General features: G+C 47.8%; 14 protein-coding genes. 5 read left to right on the plus strand and 9 right to left on the minus strand.

The genetic code is table 11. The features are described from left to right. Positions 1 to 165: 165 nt before the first annotated feature. A complete protein-coding gene (gene nhaB, locus EFER_RS08895) occupies positions 166 to 1710 on the plus strand; it encodes a Na(+)/H(+) antiporter NhaB (protein ID WP_000406421.1) in 1545 nt (514 codons plus the stop codon). A 141-nt stretch (positions 1711 to 1851) separates the two neighbouring features. Continuing rightward, complete coding sequence (gene dsbB / locus EFER_RS08900) at positions 1852 to 2382, plus strand: disulfide bond formation protein DsbB (protein WP_000943469.1); 531 nt, start codon at positions 1852 to 1854, stop codon at positions 2380 to 2382. A 64-nt stretch (positions 2383 to 2446) separates the two neighbouring features. On the opposite strand, the gene EFER_RS08905 is transcribed toward dsbB, so the two are convergent. The 4 genes from EFER_RS08905 to EFER_RS08925 all read right to left on the minus strand — a co-directional run bounded on the left by EFER_RS08905 (position 2447) and on the right by EFER_RS08925 (position 8023). Further along, positions 2447 to 6004, minus strand: coding sequence for an inverse autotransporter beta domain-containing protein (locus EFER_RS08905; RefSeq protein ID WP_000180012.1), 3558 nt, complete (start codon positions 6002 to 6004; stop codon positions 2447 to 2449). A 466-nt stretch (positions 6005 to 6470) separates the two neighbouring features. Next, positions 6471 to 6917, minus strand: coding sequence for a YcgN family cysteine cluster protein (locus EFER_RS08915; RefSeq protein ID WP_001280223.1), 447 nt, complete (start codon positions 6915 to 6917; stop codon positions 6471 to 6473). A 102-nt stretch (positions 6918 to 7019) separates the two neighbouring features. After that, on the minus strand, positions 7020 to 7679 hold the full coding sequence (locus EFER_RS08920; protein WP_000284290.1) for a fumarylacetoacetate hydrolase family protein: 660 nt from the start codon (positions 7677 to 7679) through the stop codon (positions 7020 to 7022). A gap of 50 nt (positions 7680 to 7729) precedes the next feature. Continuing rightward, positions 7730 to 8023 carry a YcgL domain-containing protein gene (locus EFER_RS08925; protein ID WP_000882814.1) on the minus strand — a complete coding sequence of 98 codons (294 nt, stop codon included), beginning with the start codon at positions 8021 to 8023 and terminating at the stop codon, positions 7730 to 7732. A gap of 124 nt (positions 8024 to 8147) precedes the next feature. Here EFER_RS08925 and minC point away from each other — a divergent pair, with 124 nt between their 5' ends. From minC to minE, 3 genes are read left to right on the plus strand one after another with little or no spacing between them, the layout of a single operon-like run. Beyond that, positions 8148 to 8855: a septum site-determining protein MinC gene (gene minC, locus EFER_RS08930; protein WP_000072530.1), complete on the plus strand. Its 708-nt coding sequence runs from the start codon at positions 8148 to 8150 to the stop codon at positions 8853 to 8855. Positions 8856 to 8878: 23 nt separating this feature from the next. Then, a complete protein-coding gene (gene minD / locus EFER_RS08935; protein ID WP_000101046.1) occupies positions 8879 to 9691 on the plus strand; it encodes a septum site-determining protein MinD in 813 nt (270 codons plus the stop codon). A gap of 3 nt (positions 9692 to 9694) precedes the next feature. Beyond that, positions 9695 to 9961 (plus strand): cell division topological specificity factor MinE, encoded by a 267-nt coding sequence (gene minE, locus EFER_RS08940; protein ID WP_001185664.1) that lies wholly within the window; start codon positions 9695 to 9697, stop codon positions 9959 to 9961. Between the two features lie 371 nt (positions 9962 to 10332). On the opposite strand, the gene EFER_RS08945 is transcribed toward minE, so the two are convergent. The 5 genes from EFER_RS08945 to EFER_RS08965 are packed head-to-tail and all read right to left on the minus strand — an operon-like array spanning position 10333 to position 15063. Continuing rightward, a complete protein-coding gene (locus EFER_RS08945) occupies positions 10333 to 10920 on the minus strand; it encodes an ATP-binding cassette domain-containing protein (RefSeq protein ID WP_000947447.1) in 588 nt (195 codons plus the stop codon). Positions 10921 to 10933: 13 nt separating this feature from the next. After that, a complete protein-coding gene (locus EFER_RS08950) occupies positions 10934 to 11707 on the minus strand; it encodes an ATP-binding cassette domain-containing protein (protein ID WP_000950214.1) in 774 nt (257 codons plus the stop codon). Then, entirely contained in the window at positions 11701 to 12513 is an 813-nt protein-coding gene (locus EFER_RS08955) for an ABC transporter permease (protein WP_000966652.1), read from the minus strand. The genes EFER_RS08950 and EFER_RS08955 overlap by 7 nt, the downstream gene beginning before the upstream one ends. Continuing rightward, the gene (locus EFER_RS08960) at positions 12503 to 13477 is read right to left on the minus strand and encodes an ABC transporter permease (protein ID WP_000984493.1); all 975 of its coding nucleotides are present in this window, start codon (positions 13475 to 13477) and stop codon (positions 12503 to 12505) included. Before EFER_RS08960 ends, EFER_RS08955 begins: the two co-directional genes overlap by 11 nt. Next, positions 13477 to 15063, minus strand: a complete 1587-nt coding sequence (locus EFER_RS08965) for an ABC transporter substrate-binding protein (RefSeq protein ID WP_000626974.1) — start codon at positions 15061 to 15063, stop codon at positions 13477 to 13479. The genes EFER_RS08960 and EFER_RS08965 overlap by 1 nt, the downstream gene beginning before the upstream one ends. Positions 15064 to 15112: the final 49 nt, after the last annotated feature.

Below are 15112 nucleotides of genomic sequence, written 5' to 3' on the forward strand. Positions count from 1 at the left end.
TCAAGGCCGATAGCGGACGCAATAAAGAAAAAGGGGATCGCCGTTGAAATTTCGCGATGTTATCAGCCTGCTGTAGTGAAGTTCTTGCCTGATTTCGTCACGATCGTTAAGCTTAGTTCGCTAAGATAAAAACACCATTTCATTTTTATAGGTAAGGGAAACCACATGGAAATCTCCTGGGGCCGCGCCTTATGGCGTAACTTTCTGGGTCAGTCACCAGACTGGTACAAACTTGCACTTTTGATCTTCTTAATCATTAATCCGCTGATTTTTTTAGTTAATCCATTCATAGCTGGTTGGTTATTAGTCGCCGAATTTATATTTACCCTCGCAATGGCGCTTAAATGTTATCCACTCTTACCCGGTGGATTGCTGGCAATTGAAGCGGTGATGATCGGCATGACCAGTCCATCACACGTACGTGCAGAGGTTGCGGCGAACCTTGAAGTATTACTGCTACTTATGTTTATGGTTGCAGGTATTTACTTTATGAAGCAATTGCTGCTGTTTATCTTCACCCGGTTGCTGCTCAGTATCCGTTCTAAGGCTTTACTCTCACTCTCTTTCTGCCTTGCTGCAGCCTTCCTTTCTGCCTTCCTTGACGCCCTGACCGTCGTGGCAGTCGTAATAAGTGTTGCCGTGGGCTTTTATGGTATCTATCACCGGGTGGCTTCTTCTCGTGGCGAAGATAACGATATTCTCGATGACAGCCATATTGATCAGCACTTTAAAGTTATTCTGGAGCAATTCCGTGGATTTCTGCGCAGCCTGATGATGCATGCTGGTGTGGGCACCGCGCTTGGCGGGGTAATGACCATGGTTGGTGAACCGCAGAACTTGATTATTGCCAAAGCCGCAGGCTGGAGTTTTGGCGACTTCTTCCTGCGTATGTCTCCCATTACTGTACCAGTGCTGGTTTGTGGTCTGTTGACTTGCTTGCTGGTAGAGAGGATGGGCTGGTTTGGCTATGGCGAGAAGCTGCCGGAGAAAGTGCGTCAGGTGCTGCAACAGTACGACGATCAAAGCCGCCTTCAGCGTACCCGTCAGGATAAAGTTCGCCTGATTGTCCAGGCACTGATTGGCATCTGGTTGGTTATCGCCCTCGCCCTGCATCTGGCTGAAGTTGGTTTAATTGGTTTGTCAGTAATTATTATGGCGACATCACTGACAGGGGTAACCGACGAACACGCTATCGGTAAAGCCTTCACTGAGTCACTACCGTTTACCGCACTGTTAACCGTCTTTTTCTCGATTGTCGCGGTGATCATTGATCAGAGTTTGTTCTCACCGATTATTCATTTTGTATTGCAGGCGTCGGAACATGCGCAGTTAACATTGTTCTATCTGTTTAATGGTCTGCTTTCTTCTATTTCCGATAACGTCTTCGTCGGTACGATCTATATCAACGAAGCTAAAGCGGCGATGGAAAACGGCACTATCTCCCTTAATCAGTTTGAACTGTTGGCAGCAGCAATTAATACCGGAACCAACCTGCCTTCAGTCGCCACACCAAATGGTCAGGCGGCCTTCTTGTTCCTGCTGACTTCCGCCCTTGCACCGCTGATTCGTCTCTCTTATGGTCGAATGGTATGGATGGCGCTGCCTTATACCATTGTCCTGACCTGTGTCGGTTTGCTTTGCGTGGAATTTACGCTGGCCCCCATGACAGAATGGATGACTCAACAAGGCTGGCTAGCTACACTTTCGTAACAACATACCGGGCTAATCACTGCCCGGTTTATTTTTTCGCCGATTAATTACCTAATTACACTTTATTTTATTTCGCGCTAGTGGCGTGACAAATGAATTGGTTTACACTGCGTGCTCTATGCATGTTGCAGGGAAATTATTATGTTGCGATTTTTAAACCAGTGCTCACGAGGACGCGGTGCGTGGTTGTTGATGGCCTTTACCGCCCTCGCCCTTGAATTGGTAGCGCTATGGTTCCAGCACGTTATGCTGCTAAAACCTTGTGTGCTATGCATTTACGAACGTTGTGCGCTTTTTGGCATTCTTGGGGCCGCATTAATTGGTGCCATTGCCCCTAAAACCCCGTTGCGATATGTCGCAATCATTATCTGGCTGTATAGTGCCTGGCGCGGTGTGCAGTTGACCTATGAACATACGATGCTGCAGCTTTACCCTTCACCCTTTGTAACCTGCGACTTTTTCGTTCGTTTCCCGAGTTGGTTGCCCCTGGATAAATGGATCCCACAAGTGTTTGTCGCTTCCGGGGATTGTGCAGAACGGCAGTGGGAATTTTTAGGACTGGAAATGCCACAATGGTTGCTGGGTATTTTTGTGGCCTATCTTATTGTTGCTATCCTGGTAGCGATTTCTCAGCCATTCAAAGCGAAAAAACGTGATCTGTTTGGTCGTTAATCACTGACCGCTTTTTGCTAAAGATCGAAATAAGGGGGCACAATGGCCCCCTTTTCATTATTGATTATTGCTGTGGATTTTTCGGTAACTCCGAAACCCAGGTTTCTTCGGTTTGCTCATAGGTTTTATCTCCGCGCGTCACCTTCACTTTGACCCAGGTTCGGCCAGGCAAATAGGTGCGGATTTCAGAATAAGCATGCCCCGTCCAACTTAAGGTTACTTTTGCGGGTGTCATTGTGATCTTATCGGCTGAATCCAGGTATTTTTCATTACCCGCAGTGAATTCTGCTTCCCCCGTCATTGGGTTACCAAACTTATCGGTAAGTCTGGCAATAAACCCAAATGGTTCACCGTCGTCCGTCACATAACCCGGTTCCATAGAGAGACTCAGAACACCATTGTTTTCATCTGCATACAGAGAGAAAGATTTCTCCGCACTGGTAGTAGCGCCAAGCTCATCCAGAGTCGCAGTTAATTTGTACGATCCGGCTGTTCTGCCATGTACACTTACCGTCGCCTTGCCACTTTCATCAGTCGTTACAGTTGATTGATCAACTACCAGTTCTCCATTTTTCGATGGCCCTGTGGTACTGATTTTCACAACACGACCACTTAACGCTTCACCAGATTTGCTTTTCAGTTGCAGCGTAAATTTCAGGTTGCTGGTATCGCTCACTACAGCCGAGCTCACATCAGATGTGATCTCCAGCACGGCATCCTTCACATCCGTCACTGCATCAATATTTTGGCTTGCGGTGATACGCTTCCCATTGAGCATATACTCGGCCTGAATCGTGTACTTGCCAGCTTTTGACGCAGTGAACTGCGTGGTTGCCTGTCCACGAGCATCCAGTTGCAGTTTGCTGCTGGTCAATGATGCTCCCGTTGACGGAGTAATGGTTAAGTTCACATCGCCAGCAAACGCATTGTTATTGGCATCAAGCATCTGAATATCCACAGTCGCGTTTTCATGACCGTCAGCCACAATCTGCTGTTTCGATGCGCCAATCGTCAGTTCTGCAGAGGCGGCATCTGGCACAAAAGTTAACTTAACACTGCCAGATTCCACACTATTGGAACCGTCAGTCACCCGTGCAGTCACTGTGTACTCTCCCGCTTTCACGGTAGTAAGGGGTACAGAAACACGACCTGCCGCGTCCGTGATGATATTTGCCGGAACAGACAAGCCCTCAGCGGATGTGATGAGTTCAACCTTCTGCCCATTCACCGACGCATTAGTGTTATTTGTCAGCTGCACATTCAGTACCGCTGCATCCTTACCGTTGGCAGGAATATTGGCTGTTGCACTACTGTTTTCAGGGGTCAGTGACAATGATGCCCCGGTCATATTCGATGCAAACGTCACCGTTAGCTCAGAAGAATCCTGAGGACCAGCATGGGCCTTAATGACATAAGATCCCGGTGTAGAGCTCACTAACGTGAAAACAGCGTTACCGTTTTCGTCAGTTGAAACTGCATGTTCACCACCAACTTGTGTTATCCCTGAAGGAAGTGACAACGTCACAGCATAGCCAGGAACCACATTGCCGAAACGGTCTGCAAGGCTTACCGTTACCGTATTCTGCTGCTTACCATCTGCCAATGCATTATTTTTGCTTGCCTCAAAACGAGAGAATGCAAACTGCATTCGATCTTCCGTAAAGGAGATTTCTTTCTCAATACCGGAGAAATCGTGGCTATCAGATTTAACACCTATCCGAATCTTGCCCGCTCGTTTTGCTGTTACAGTAGCGCTATAAACACCCTCTTTTTCTGTGACCGCCCCAAAATCAACACCTTCTGCCTGGTCAAGGGCATAAAAACGCAATGTTTTATCGCCTGTAATGGCATTTCCCTTGGCATCTTTCGCAACCAGTTGTAGATTGATGTTGTAACCAACCACCTGCTCAGCAGGTGCTGCGGTTAATACAGCGTCAGTTTCAGTTTCGCCTTCTTCAGCAACTGTCTGCTTAATATTCAGTGTGAAGGTTTTTCCCAGTACTTTTGCCGTTACACGCGCCGTCCCGGATTGTGAGCCTGCGGTAAGCATTGAGCGATATACACCCGCAGAGATCTCCTGAACTTTGCCTAATTGCGGTCCGCTGACACTTCTGCTGCGCTGAGTATTATTATCAGGCGTAAACTCAAGTGACATCTCAATGTCATTTTCAAGCCCCGTTAATGGCTTACCGTTACTGTCTTTCAGATTAAGCGTAACCGGGTAAGTAGATTGCCCATCAGCCGAGATCTGAGCATTATTATTTCCATCCAGAGTAAAGGAAGAATCGCCAGCAGAGACATTGCTACTGGTGACACTAATCGTTATTACTGCATGGTTAGAAGCATTACCTTTGCTATCACGCGCTGTCGCCCCAACAGTCCAGGTGTTAACACCGCCATTCTGATAAGCCGGTAAAGTAAACTGCCACGACGTACCACTTCCGGTAATCTTGCCACCAGCTGCCGCAAATGCGCTGTCAGACCACTGAACGGACTGGATACCATTGCTGGCATGAGAGACATTTAACGTGACAGGAATAGTTGCCCCACTTTCGCCTTCAATGGCATCAGGCAGACTAATACGCAAAGTACTCTTCTTTTTATACTCCAGAACAATGTTGTTATTACGTTCAACAAAATCGTAGCGACGATTCTGTACCTCTCGCATTGCAGCAACATTGTCGCTGTCCAGCTGTTTCGATAACGGAACACCCGGGCGGTAGTTGATTTCAACACCAAAACGCGTGTCATGGGTATTACTCTGCCCCTGCCTGTGCTGGGCAGAGAATTTCACCAACGGAACAGGGGTATAAGAAATCTCCCCCGTTACCGCGTAAGGGTTCTCCTGCAGATTGTCACTGCCAAACAAGCCAACATTCTTACCATAATATTTTTCGAACTGAACTGAGGCCCCTAACTGCGGGTATGCAGGCAACCAACCCTCAGCAGAAACATCCCAGCCATTCGCCGGACGCTCAAGATAGTCCGCCAAATCGCGGCTGTTTTTCCAGTCAGAGAGTCCGAAATAGGTGTTCGCACCAAAACGCAGATAATCCCGCCAGTATTCCACCCCAAAACCGGCACGGGAGTGACTACGCGTTAAGTCATAATCGTAAAAGATGTTCGCCCCCAACATGGCATTGTCCGGGGTAAAATGACGAACACCGATACCAATATTGGCCTGATTGCGATCATCTGTACGATGCAGTGACGTCTGACTGAACAGAACATAATCTTTGGTATCCATCCAGGGATATAAAAAATCAAACTCAGCGTCTTTCAAAGAGAAGGAGTCATCAACATTAAGTTTGATACGCGCATTGCCATATTGCTGTAGCCAGTCAACAACCTCTTTTGTCGCCTGAGCCGATAAAGTATTAACCGCAAAACTACTCGCATTATTATTCGTCAGGCTCTGACCAGCACTTGCTGCAAATGAAGCCAGTTTATTTGCGTGCTCATCATTAGCATAAGTTTGTGCAATATCTGCATTACCAGACGATGCAAAACTGTTTGCCGGAATCAGAGAAAGAGAAACTGGAGATAATATTTGCGTCGCAATAACCGACCATGTGATTGCGTCGGTAGCTTTTCGTTTGAATTTCTTATTCACCATAGTCATTTAAAATAGTAACTCATTGAAAATAACTAAAAAATCAACTGGTAAGACAAGAAGGCGAAGAAATATACTAAATTTTAAGTAAAAAGCAATAGGGTTAATGCCAAAGAGGTATACGCCAAATTTCGTGATATATATGCAAAATAGATGAAAATTTATTTATGCAGTTTATTATGCTCTAAATAATTCACGTTGCAGGACAGAACATCAGTGACATTTAAACAATGTTTTCGTTGGTCGTGAATGGGAGGAAGCCTAAGGCCAAATACTCTGCAGATACAGAAAATGCAACCTGATGCATGACAAATATAAGCAAGCTAATGATAAGCAGTTTATATTTCAACAACCAAAATATCATTAAGAAAAATATGTTTTTCAGAAAATAAAAATCTATTTCCACCATAAACCATCCCTGAAGTGAAAATAGATTTCTGATTATATCAAGAGAGGAAATAATGGACGGGCGAATTCACTGCGCCCAGTCAGGTTTATTTAAGATGTGGTCCTGCCAGTCGACAACTTCGCTTTCTTTTACTGCGATATGACGAACAGAAATACGCTCTGCGTGCATTGCTGCTTTCGAACCGACAATCAGCGGATGCCATTTCGGCAACGGTTTACCTTCTGCAAGCAGTCGGTAAGCACACGTCACAGGTAGCCATTCAAATGTTGGCAGGTTTTCCCGCGTTAATTTAATACAGTCTGGTTCATATTCGAAGCGACGTTCGTAGTTGCGGCACTGACAGGTTTTGATGTTCAACTGGCGGCAGGCGACGTTGGTGAAATAGATCTCGTCGGTATCTTCATCCATCAGTTTGTGCAGGCAACATTGACCACAGCCATCGCACAACGACTCCCATTCGGCATCAGTCATGTCTTCCAGGGTCTTAGTTTGCCAAAAAGGTATGTCGCTCATTAGGGTATCCACCATTGCTATAAAGGCGCTTCTTATAACCACTTCGTAAGATCGATGCAAGTATTGCCGCCCCAAAGAGCGGCAGAATCTGTATACAAGATATTACAATACGCGAGTGATCAAATAATGACCATTGACGTTGATTTCCAGCTCATCGCCACTCACCAGGGGACCTACGCCTTCTGGCGTTCCAGTCAGTACGACATCCCCCGCTCTCAGGGTGAAGAACTTACTCATATAAGCGATAAGCGGAACAATTTGATGAATCATATCAGCAGTAGTTCCCTGCTGCCGCACATGACCGTTCACCTTCAAACCTAATGATGTATTCTGGGGATCACCGTCAAATTCCCCAACAGGGATAAACCCCGAAATTGGGCAAGAATTATCAAAGGCTTTCGCTTTTTCCCACGGTTGCCCTGCTTTTTTCATTTTTCCCTGAATATCACGCAGCGTCAGATCTAACGCAACGCCATAACCCGCAATGGCTTTGCGTACATGCTCTTCTGTGGCCTGACGCAGGGTCGCACCAATCAGTACAGCCAGTTCAACTTCATGATGGACAGCACCAAGATCGCTCGGGATAGCCAGCGGCTGACGGAGATCGCACAATGCCGTTTCCGGTTTGATAAACAACACCGGTTCCTCTGGCGTCTCGCTGCCCATCTCCTTGATGTGTTTGGCATAATTACTGCCGACACAAACAACCTTACTTACCGGGTAATCGAGCAGCGCACCTTGCCAGTTATGATGTTGGTACATAGTTTTCCCCTACGCTAAGTGATATTCAGGAATGACCTGGAGACTACCCGTTATTGCTCACTCTCTGTACGGATATGCCCAGTCAAAGAAAGATGCTGTTTCAGTAAATCTTCTGGTGGTGGCGGTAACTGCAAATAATATCCCTGCTCGGTTAACGCCTTTTTCACTTTTTCAATATCAGCATTGACTAATTTTTTACGCCCGTCCAACGGCAGAATCATCGCCAGTTGTGGTTTACCGAATCCCTGCATCAGCTCTTCGGGAACACGTGAAAAATCGTCTTTTTTTTCGACATATAAATAGGTCTGATCACGTTTACTACTTCTATAGATCACACAAAGCATACATTTACTCTGAATTAATGGGATGGTGACTTGCCTGAATATAATAGTGACTATAACATGCCTTCTGGACTTCGGAATATCTCCCCATACCGGGAAGATAATTAGCTAATTGAGTAAGGCCAGGATGTCAAACACGCCAATCGAGCTTAAAGGCAGCAGCTTCACCTTATCAGTGGTTCATTTACATGAGGCTGAACCAGAGGTTATTCGTCAGGCGTTGGAAGACAAAATCGCGCAAGCTCCTGCTTTTTTACGACATGCACCAGTGGTTATCAATGTCGGTGACCTTGAAAACCCGGTTAACTGGTCTGCGCTACAAAAAGCAGTGTCATCCACAGGTTTGCGCATTATTGGCGTCAGCGGCTGTAAAGATGCCTCACTGAAAGCTGAAATTGATGAGATGGGGCTTCCCTTACTGACTGAAGGTAAAGAGAAAGTTGCGCGTTCCCGCCCTGCTGAGGTTATTACCCCAGCCACTCCGGTGCAAAACGCTAACCCCATCACAAAAACGCGATTAATAGATGTTCCCGTACGTTCCGGTCAGCGAATTTATGCTCCACAATGTGATCTAATAGTGACTAATCACGTCAGTGCTGGTGCAGAACTCATCGCCGATGGCAATATTCATGTGTATGGCATGATGCGTGGTCGTGCGCTTGCGGGAGCAGCGGGTGATCGTGAAGCACAAATATTTTGTACCAACCTGACGGCAGAACTAGTATCTATTGCAGGTGTTTACTGGCTGAGTGATAAAATCCCGGCAGAATTTTATGGCAAAGCGGCACGTCTGCGGCTGGCAGATAACGCTTTGTCAGTTCAACCGTTAAATTGATCCCTTTTTAACAAGGAATTTCTATGGCACGCATTATTGTTGTTACTTCGGGTAAAGGTGGCGTCGGCAAAACCACCTCCAGCGCGGCCATCGCTACTGGTTTGGCCCAGAAGGGAAAGAAAACTGTCGTTATCGATTTTGATATTGGCCTGCGTAATCTCGATCTGATTATGGGTTGTGAGCGCCGCGTCGTATACGACTTCGTTAACGTCATTCAGGGTGATGCTACATTAAATCAGGCGTTAATTAAGGACAAACGTACTGAGAACCTGTTTATTCTTCCTGCTTCGCAAACACGCGATAAAGACGCACTCACCCGCGAAGGTGTCGCCAAAGTTCTCGACGATCTTAAAGCGATGGACTTCGAATTTATTGTCTGTGACTCCCCTGCCGGTATCGAAACAGGTGCACTGATGGCGCTCTATTTCGCTGATGAAGCCATTATCACCACTAACCCGGAAGTTTCTTCAGTGCGCGACTCTGACCGAATTTTAGGTATTCTGGCCTCAAAATCACGCCGTGCTGAAAATGGTGAAGAACCGATTAAAGAGCACCTGCTGCTGACCCGTTATAATCCGGGCCGTGTGAGCAGAGGCGATATGCTGAGTATGGAAGATGTGCTGGAGATCCTGCGCATTAAATTGGTTGGTGTGATCCCTGAAGATCAGTCTGTGCTCCGCGCCTCTAACCAGGGTGAGCCAGTGATCCTCGACGCCACAGCCGATGCGGGTAAAGCGTATGCCGACACCGTTGAGCGCCTGTTAGGAGAAGAACGTCCTTTCCGCTTCATTGAAGAAGAAAAGAAAGGTTTCCTCAAACGCCTGTTCGGAGGATAAGTTATGGCCTTACTTGATTTCTTTCTCTCGCGGAAAAAGAACACAGCGAACATCGCTAAAGAACGCCTGCAGATTATTGTAGCTGAACGTCGCCGCAGCGATGCTGAGCCACATTACTTACCGCAATTGCGCAAAGATATTCTTGATGTGATCTGTAAATACGTACAAATCGATCCTGAAATGGTCACTGTACAGCTTGAGCAAAAAGATGGTGATATTTCCATCCTCGAACTTAACGTGACATTGCCGGAAGCCGAAGAGCTGAAATAACGTTCGATAAGAATATTCTCAAAGAAGGGCAGATTATTTCTGCCTTTTTTTGTGACTCAATTTTTATATTTTTAGCGCTTTTCAGCCAATAAAAAACCCAGACAAAATGCCTGGGCCTTAAAATTTGGACCGCCATCGAGGCCTCGAACCCCGTACCTTCCAACAATCCTTTTGTCGTTTGTCGTTTGCTCTTCCTGATGAGCTAATGGCGGTAATATTCGTCACCGGCAATTTGCCTGAGGGTAGCTAACTCATCCCCCTTGGGACCGGAGCGAATAATACACAAGACAGATTGTCCATGCAATAACTATAGTTTACATAAATACATCAGAAGGAATAATTGCCTGTTTTTTGCACTTAGCGCGCATAATTCACTCAACCAGTAATGATGAGCACACTTGCGCCACTAACGCTTTCTGGTGACTTATTACCACCATGCCCAATGCACGACGCTGACACAATTCCAGCAAGAACGTCCAGACATCACGCTGAGTTGCCGGATCTAGTTGTGCGGTAATTTCATCAGCAATAAGAAAGCGCGTACGTGGATCGAGTGCTCGTAACAACGCCAGTCGGGCAAGCTCACCGCCAGAAAGTTGACCCGGACGCCGCGTTAGCCATTCAGGTGCAATATGTAAGCGCGCCATCATTTCAGCATCCGGTGACCAGAAATCCTGTAAAGAGTCGGCAATGCTGCGCCAGGGATTAAACGTTAATTCCGGATGTTGTGGTACAAGTTGTACCGGGCAATAACCGCAGTTCGCAAGCGGCTTACCATCAACCAGGACCTCCCCTGACAACGGTTTTTGCCAGCCAGCCAGAACTCTGCCGAGTGTGGTTTTTCCGCTGCCGCTTGGAGTACTGAGCCCCAGCCGCTCGCCCGGTCTTAAGGAAAATGACAGATTCTGCCAAAGGACTTTCTCCCCCTGACGAATGAGCAGATCACGACAGCTAAGCATTCTTCTTCCCCATTCAGACAAAAAGTAGATTTTTTTCTGGCAATGCCTGCCACTGACGCTTTAATTGTTCGCTCATCTCGCCTTGCAGAAGTTGTTCCCGACTAAGGTTATCGCTGACTCGCCCCCGATGAAGCGAGACAATGCGGTCAGCATACTGCCCGGCCAGCATTAAATCGTGTGTCACCCATAGCACCCCATAACCTTGTTTGCACAAGTCCTGCAATTGTTGCATGAGCTGATGCGCCAGTGGTGCATCCAGCCATGCAGTAATTTCATCAGCCAGTATATACCGGCAATCGCTTAACGCTGCATGACAGGCCAGGACACGTTTCGCCATACCGCCAGAAAGCTGTCGTGGATAACGCCGAAGAACGGAGGATTCCAGTTGATTTTGTGCCAGCAGTTGCGTCACATGGTGGATATTCCAGTTTTTACCCGTTAATTGATACGCCCGTTGCAAATGTTTTTGCACATCCAACATCGGATTTAGCGCCTGCACGCCCTGCGGCACATAACTGAATGTTTTGCCACGCAGTTGTCGCAAACGATGATTATCCACAGGTGAGCCATTAAGGGATATCTTCCCCGTTAAGCGGATATTGTCTGGCAGCAAATCGAGTAGTGACTGCAATAACAGGCTTTTCCCTTCCCCACTGCCACCCACTAACGCCACCAACTCCCCTGGCGCGAGCTCAAAAGAAATATCCTCCAGTAAAGGAGACCAGCGTTTGGCACCAAACCAACGATAGCGTGCGACTTCCAGAGTCACTTGTTGCAAACTCAACATTTATCGTTCCTTAACCATAACTGCTGAACTGCTCTTGCCAGTTGATCAAATAACATCACCAGAATAAAGAGCATCAAACCAGGAAATAAAACCAGCCACCAGTTACCGTAGCTGATAAAACGCAATGCATCTGCCAGCAGTAAACCAAGCGAAGGTTCATGTGGTGCGAGGCCAAATCCCAGAAAACTCAGGGCTGCCGAATGCAAGACTGCGTGAGGAAACATAAGCAAAGTGCCTGTCAGCCACTGCGGCAGTAATGCGGGAAGATAGTGATGACGCCAGCAATACAACGCACGGCGACCTGCTCGTCGGGTTAACATCAGGTAATCACTCTGCGCCACCCGTTCTGCCTCCGCCCGCAGGATCAATGCCAGGCGCGGCCAGTGAGTAAACGCGACGGCCATAATCACACCGTTTTTCCCCCCTCCCAACGTAAAGCAAATTAGGATTAACAGCAGTAGATGCGGCATCGACAACATTGCATCAGTAAGCAGGCGAACGAGTGTATCGAAGTGTCGATTTATCCGCGAAATTGCCGCCATCATTAACGCAATGAATCCGCTACATAACGCAGCGCCAACACCAATTTGTAAGCTGGTTAATGCTCCCTGAAAGCATCGGATCCATAAATCACGCCCAAGGTTATCCGTTCCAAACCAGTGTTGTGTATCGGGAGGCAAATGGCGAGCCAACAGATTAACTGCCAGGGGGTCCTGTAATGCCAGCACGCCACAACAGGTTATGATGAGCAGCAAAGAGGCAGATACGAAGAGCCGAAGGAGAACTGGAGCTGGGTTATAAAGCATCTGGCCGCTCCAACGCATAATTCAGCCGATTCACCAGCCATGCAGACAGACTATTCCCCACAAAAACCAGCAACGTGCTAAAGAGTACAATGCCCAATAACAACGGCACATCACCACGCAATCCGGCATCGATAGTTGCCTGACCAAGGCCAGGATAAGCAAAAACCTTTTCAGCCAACAACGCTCCGCCAAGCAACTCCCCCAAAGAAGCAAATTGCAAACACAGAGCAGGCGTAATGGCATGACGCAGCACATGATGACCCAATAGTGACCAGCCAGCATCACCCTGTGCACGGGCAAAGCGGACAAATTCACTGCCCATTACACTGGCTATTTTTTCACGAGTATGTAGTGCGATCTGCCCCATACCCAAAAGGCTGAGAGCAGATACAGGTAAGATCAAATGGCGTATTCGTTCGGTAACAGTAGCGACATCGCCACTGTTACCAGGTTCCCAGGCACAGCAAACCGGCAAGACGGGCCAGCGAACGGCAAATAAGGCCAGCAGTAGCAGCCCTATCCAGAATGTAGGTAATGATGACAGGAGATAACTCGCTCGACAGATCAGTTTATCGGGCCAGCGGTGCAAATAGCGCCCGGCCAGAAATCCCGCTGAAATTCCCAGCAAGCCCGACAACAGCCATGCGCCGGCCAACAAGGCAAAGGAGGTAGCAAAACGCTCGCCGATCACTTTCGCAACCGGGGCGTTATACAGCATCGAATAACCTAAATCTCCCTGTAACAGACGGAAAAACCAGTGAGCAAAACGCTGCCATAATGGTTGATCAAGCCCCCAACGTGCGGCAATACGGGCATATTGTTCTGGTGGCACATGCAGCAGATCATTACCGATATAGGCACGGATGGGGTCAACGGGCGAGAAACTTAGCAGCATAAATGTACCTGCCGCCACCAGCATTAGCAGAGTTACCAACCGCAGCAAATGATGGGCAATACGCATCATTAACGACAAGTCCATTTCCAGTCAGACAAGTTATTTAGCAGTGACCAGCTACCATGAATTTCCGGTGCGCCTTTACCCAGGTCGATACATGGATTAGCAAGATAAGTGTGTTGAATATTGAGTAACCACGCCCACGCTGCATCCCCCTGTACCCCCGCACCGGTTTGACCATCCCATTCAACCTGCTGCCAGAATGGAACGGCTTTTTGCCAGTCCGGTGCATCCAGCGCCTGTTTTAAATGCTGTTCAACGGTGGTATTGCGGTAATAACCGGGGTTGTAATATTCGACACCCGCAGCCTGTCCACTATAGTGGTGAACCAGCTCCATAGGGTCGAGGCTTCCCCAGCCGAAAAGCGTCGGATTGGCATGCATATTCCGCTCTACCGTTTCCCAACTTCCTGACTGTAACGAAACCGCAATCCCCAGTGGTTGCAGCATTGCGCGGACGGCTTCCGCCAGATCCTGACGGGTACTGTCACCGCTGGCGTACCATAATGTAAGATTTGCTGCCTTCCCGTCTTTCTCTCGTACGCCGTTTTTACCCATTTTCCAGCCAGCCTGATCGAGAATTGCCCGGGCTTTATTGAGGTCGCCATCTTTGAATGTGCTGGCAGGATTCTGCCATGGTAGTCCCTGAACTGCGCTATAAGCCGGAATGGCATGACCTTCCATGACCTGCTGGGCGAGTTGCTTGCGGTCAATGGCGTAGTTAATCGCCCGACGGATGGCGACATCAGCGGTGATATCGTTACCAACAGGATAGCCATTCGCATCTTTTTTGCCGGCAGGCTCCATTGGAAAAACAATGCCACGGTTTTCTACACTATCACGTACCCAGAGTTTGAGATTTTTTTGCTGTGGCGAGGCAGCCATTGACGGGGCAATACGCACGAGGTCCAGTTGACCACTGCGTGCTGCAGCCCAGGCGTTATCTTCATCCAGGAAAACAAATACCAGTCGATTAAAGTCGTTTTTCTTTCCGGCATACCAGGGGTTGGCTTCAACAATCAATTGTTGTCCTGGCTGGAAACTTACGAGTCGATATGGGCCTGCACCAATAGGTTTCTGAGCGAACGTTTTCTCATCATATTCTTTTGCCGGAACAATGCCCAACGAACCCAGCACATTTACGAAGGTACTTTGCGGATGGCTAAGCGTGATTTCGACTGTGCGTTTATCGATCTGCCGGGCATTACTAAAGTTCCCCATATCGATTTTCCCACCGCTTTTCGCGGCTTTATTGTAGGTAAAAACAACGTCTTCGGCAGTGAGCGGAGAACCATCTGAGAAGCGAAGATCGGGCTTTAATGTCAGAGTCCAGGTTTTACCGTCATCACTGGTTGCAACTTTCTCAGTCAGTAAATTCCCCCAACTCATATCGGCATTCTGCTTTAACAACGGGCCATGAAGCAGAAAATAACTGCCGTGGCTCCAGCCAAGCATGGGATCAAAACCTTCGGTTGGTTCAGCACCAATCGCCAGTTTAAGAGTACGTCCATCTTGAGGTTGTTCTGCTGCGTAGAGTGAGGAAGTGAGTGCGAAAGTCAGCGCACATGCCACCAGTGCCCGTTTAGCCGTAATCATTTTTTTTCCCGATCAATCGTCAATTCATCCCCCTGACAACAGATGTCCG

It is taken from the genome of Escherichia fergusonii ATCC 35469 (genome assembly GCF_000026225.1).
In the GTDB taxonomy this organism is placed as follows: Bacteria; Pseudomonadota; Gammaproteobacteria; order Enterobacterales; family Enterobacteriaceae; genus Escherichia; species Escherichia fergusonii.

Coding starts and splice junctions, on each gene's coding strand:
- EFER_RS08925 (WP_000882814.1), bottom strand. CDS start 8,023: ATGCTTTGTGTGATCTATAGAAGTAGTAAACGTGATCAGACCTATTTA.
- EFER_RS08955 (WP_000966652.1), bottom strand. CDS start 12,513: ATGCTTTATAACCCAGCTCCAGTTCTCCTTCGGCTCTTCGTATCTGCC.
- dsbB (WP_000943469.1), top strand. CDS start 1,852: ATGTTGCGATTTTTAAACCAGTGCTCACGAGGACGCGGTGCGTGGTTG.
- nhaB (WP_000406421.1), top strand. CDS start 166: ATGGAAATCTCCTGGGGCCGCGCCTTATGGCGTAACTTTCTGGGTCAG.
- minC (WP_000072530.1), top strand. CDS start 8,148: ATGTCAAACACGCCAATCGAGCTTAAAGGCAGCAGCTTCACCTTATCA.
- EFER_RS08920 (WP_000284290.1), bottom strand. CDS start 7,679: ATGTACCAACATCATAACTGGCAAGGTGCGCTGCTCGATTACCCGGTA.
- EFER_RS08945 (WP_000947447.1), bottom strand. CDS start 10,920: ATGCTTAGCTGTCGTGATCTGCTCATTCGTCAGGGGGAGAAAGTCCTT.
- EFER_RS08965 (WP_000626974.1), bottom strand. CDS start 15,063: ATGATTACGGCTAAACGGGCACTGGTGGCATGTGCGCTGACTTTCGCA.
- minD (WP_000101046.1), top strand. CDS start 8,879: ATGGCACGCATTATTGTTGTTACTTCGGGTAAAGGTGGCGTCGGCAAA.
- minE (WP_001185664.1), top strand. CDS start 9,695: ATGGCCTTACTTGATTTCTTTCTCTCGCGGAAAAAGAACACAGCGAAC.
- EFER_RS08950 (WP_000950214.1), bottom strand. CDS start 11,707: ATGTTGAGTTTGCAACAAGTGACTCTGGAAGTCGCACGCTATCGTTGG.
- EFER_RS08960 (WP_000984493.1), bottom strand. CDS start 13,477: ATGATGCGTATTGCCCATCATTTGCTGCGGTTGGTAACTCTGCTAATG.
- EFER_RS08915 (WP_001280223.1), bottom strand. CDS start 6,917: ATGAGCGACATACCTTTTTGGCAAACTAAGACCCTGGAAGACATGACT.
- EFER_RS08905 (WP_000180012.1), bottom strand. CDS start 6,004: ATGACTATGGTGAATAAGAAATTCAAACGAAAAGCTACCGACGCAATC.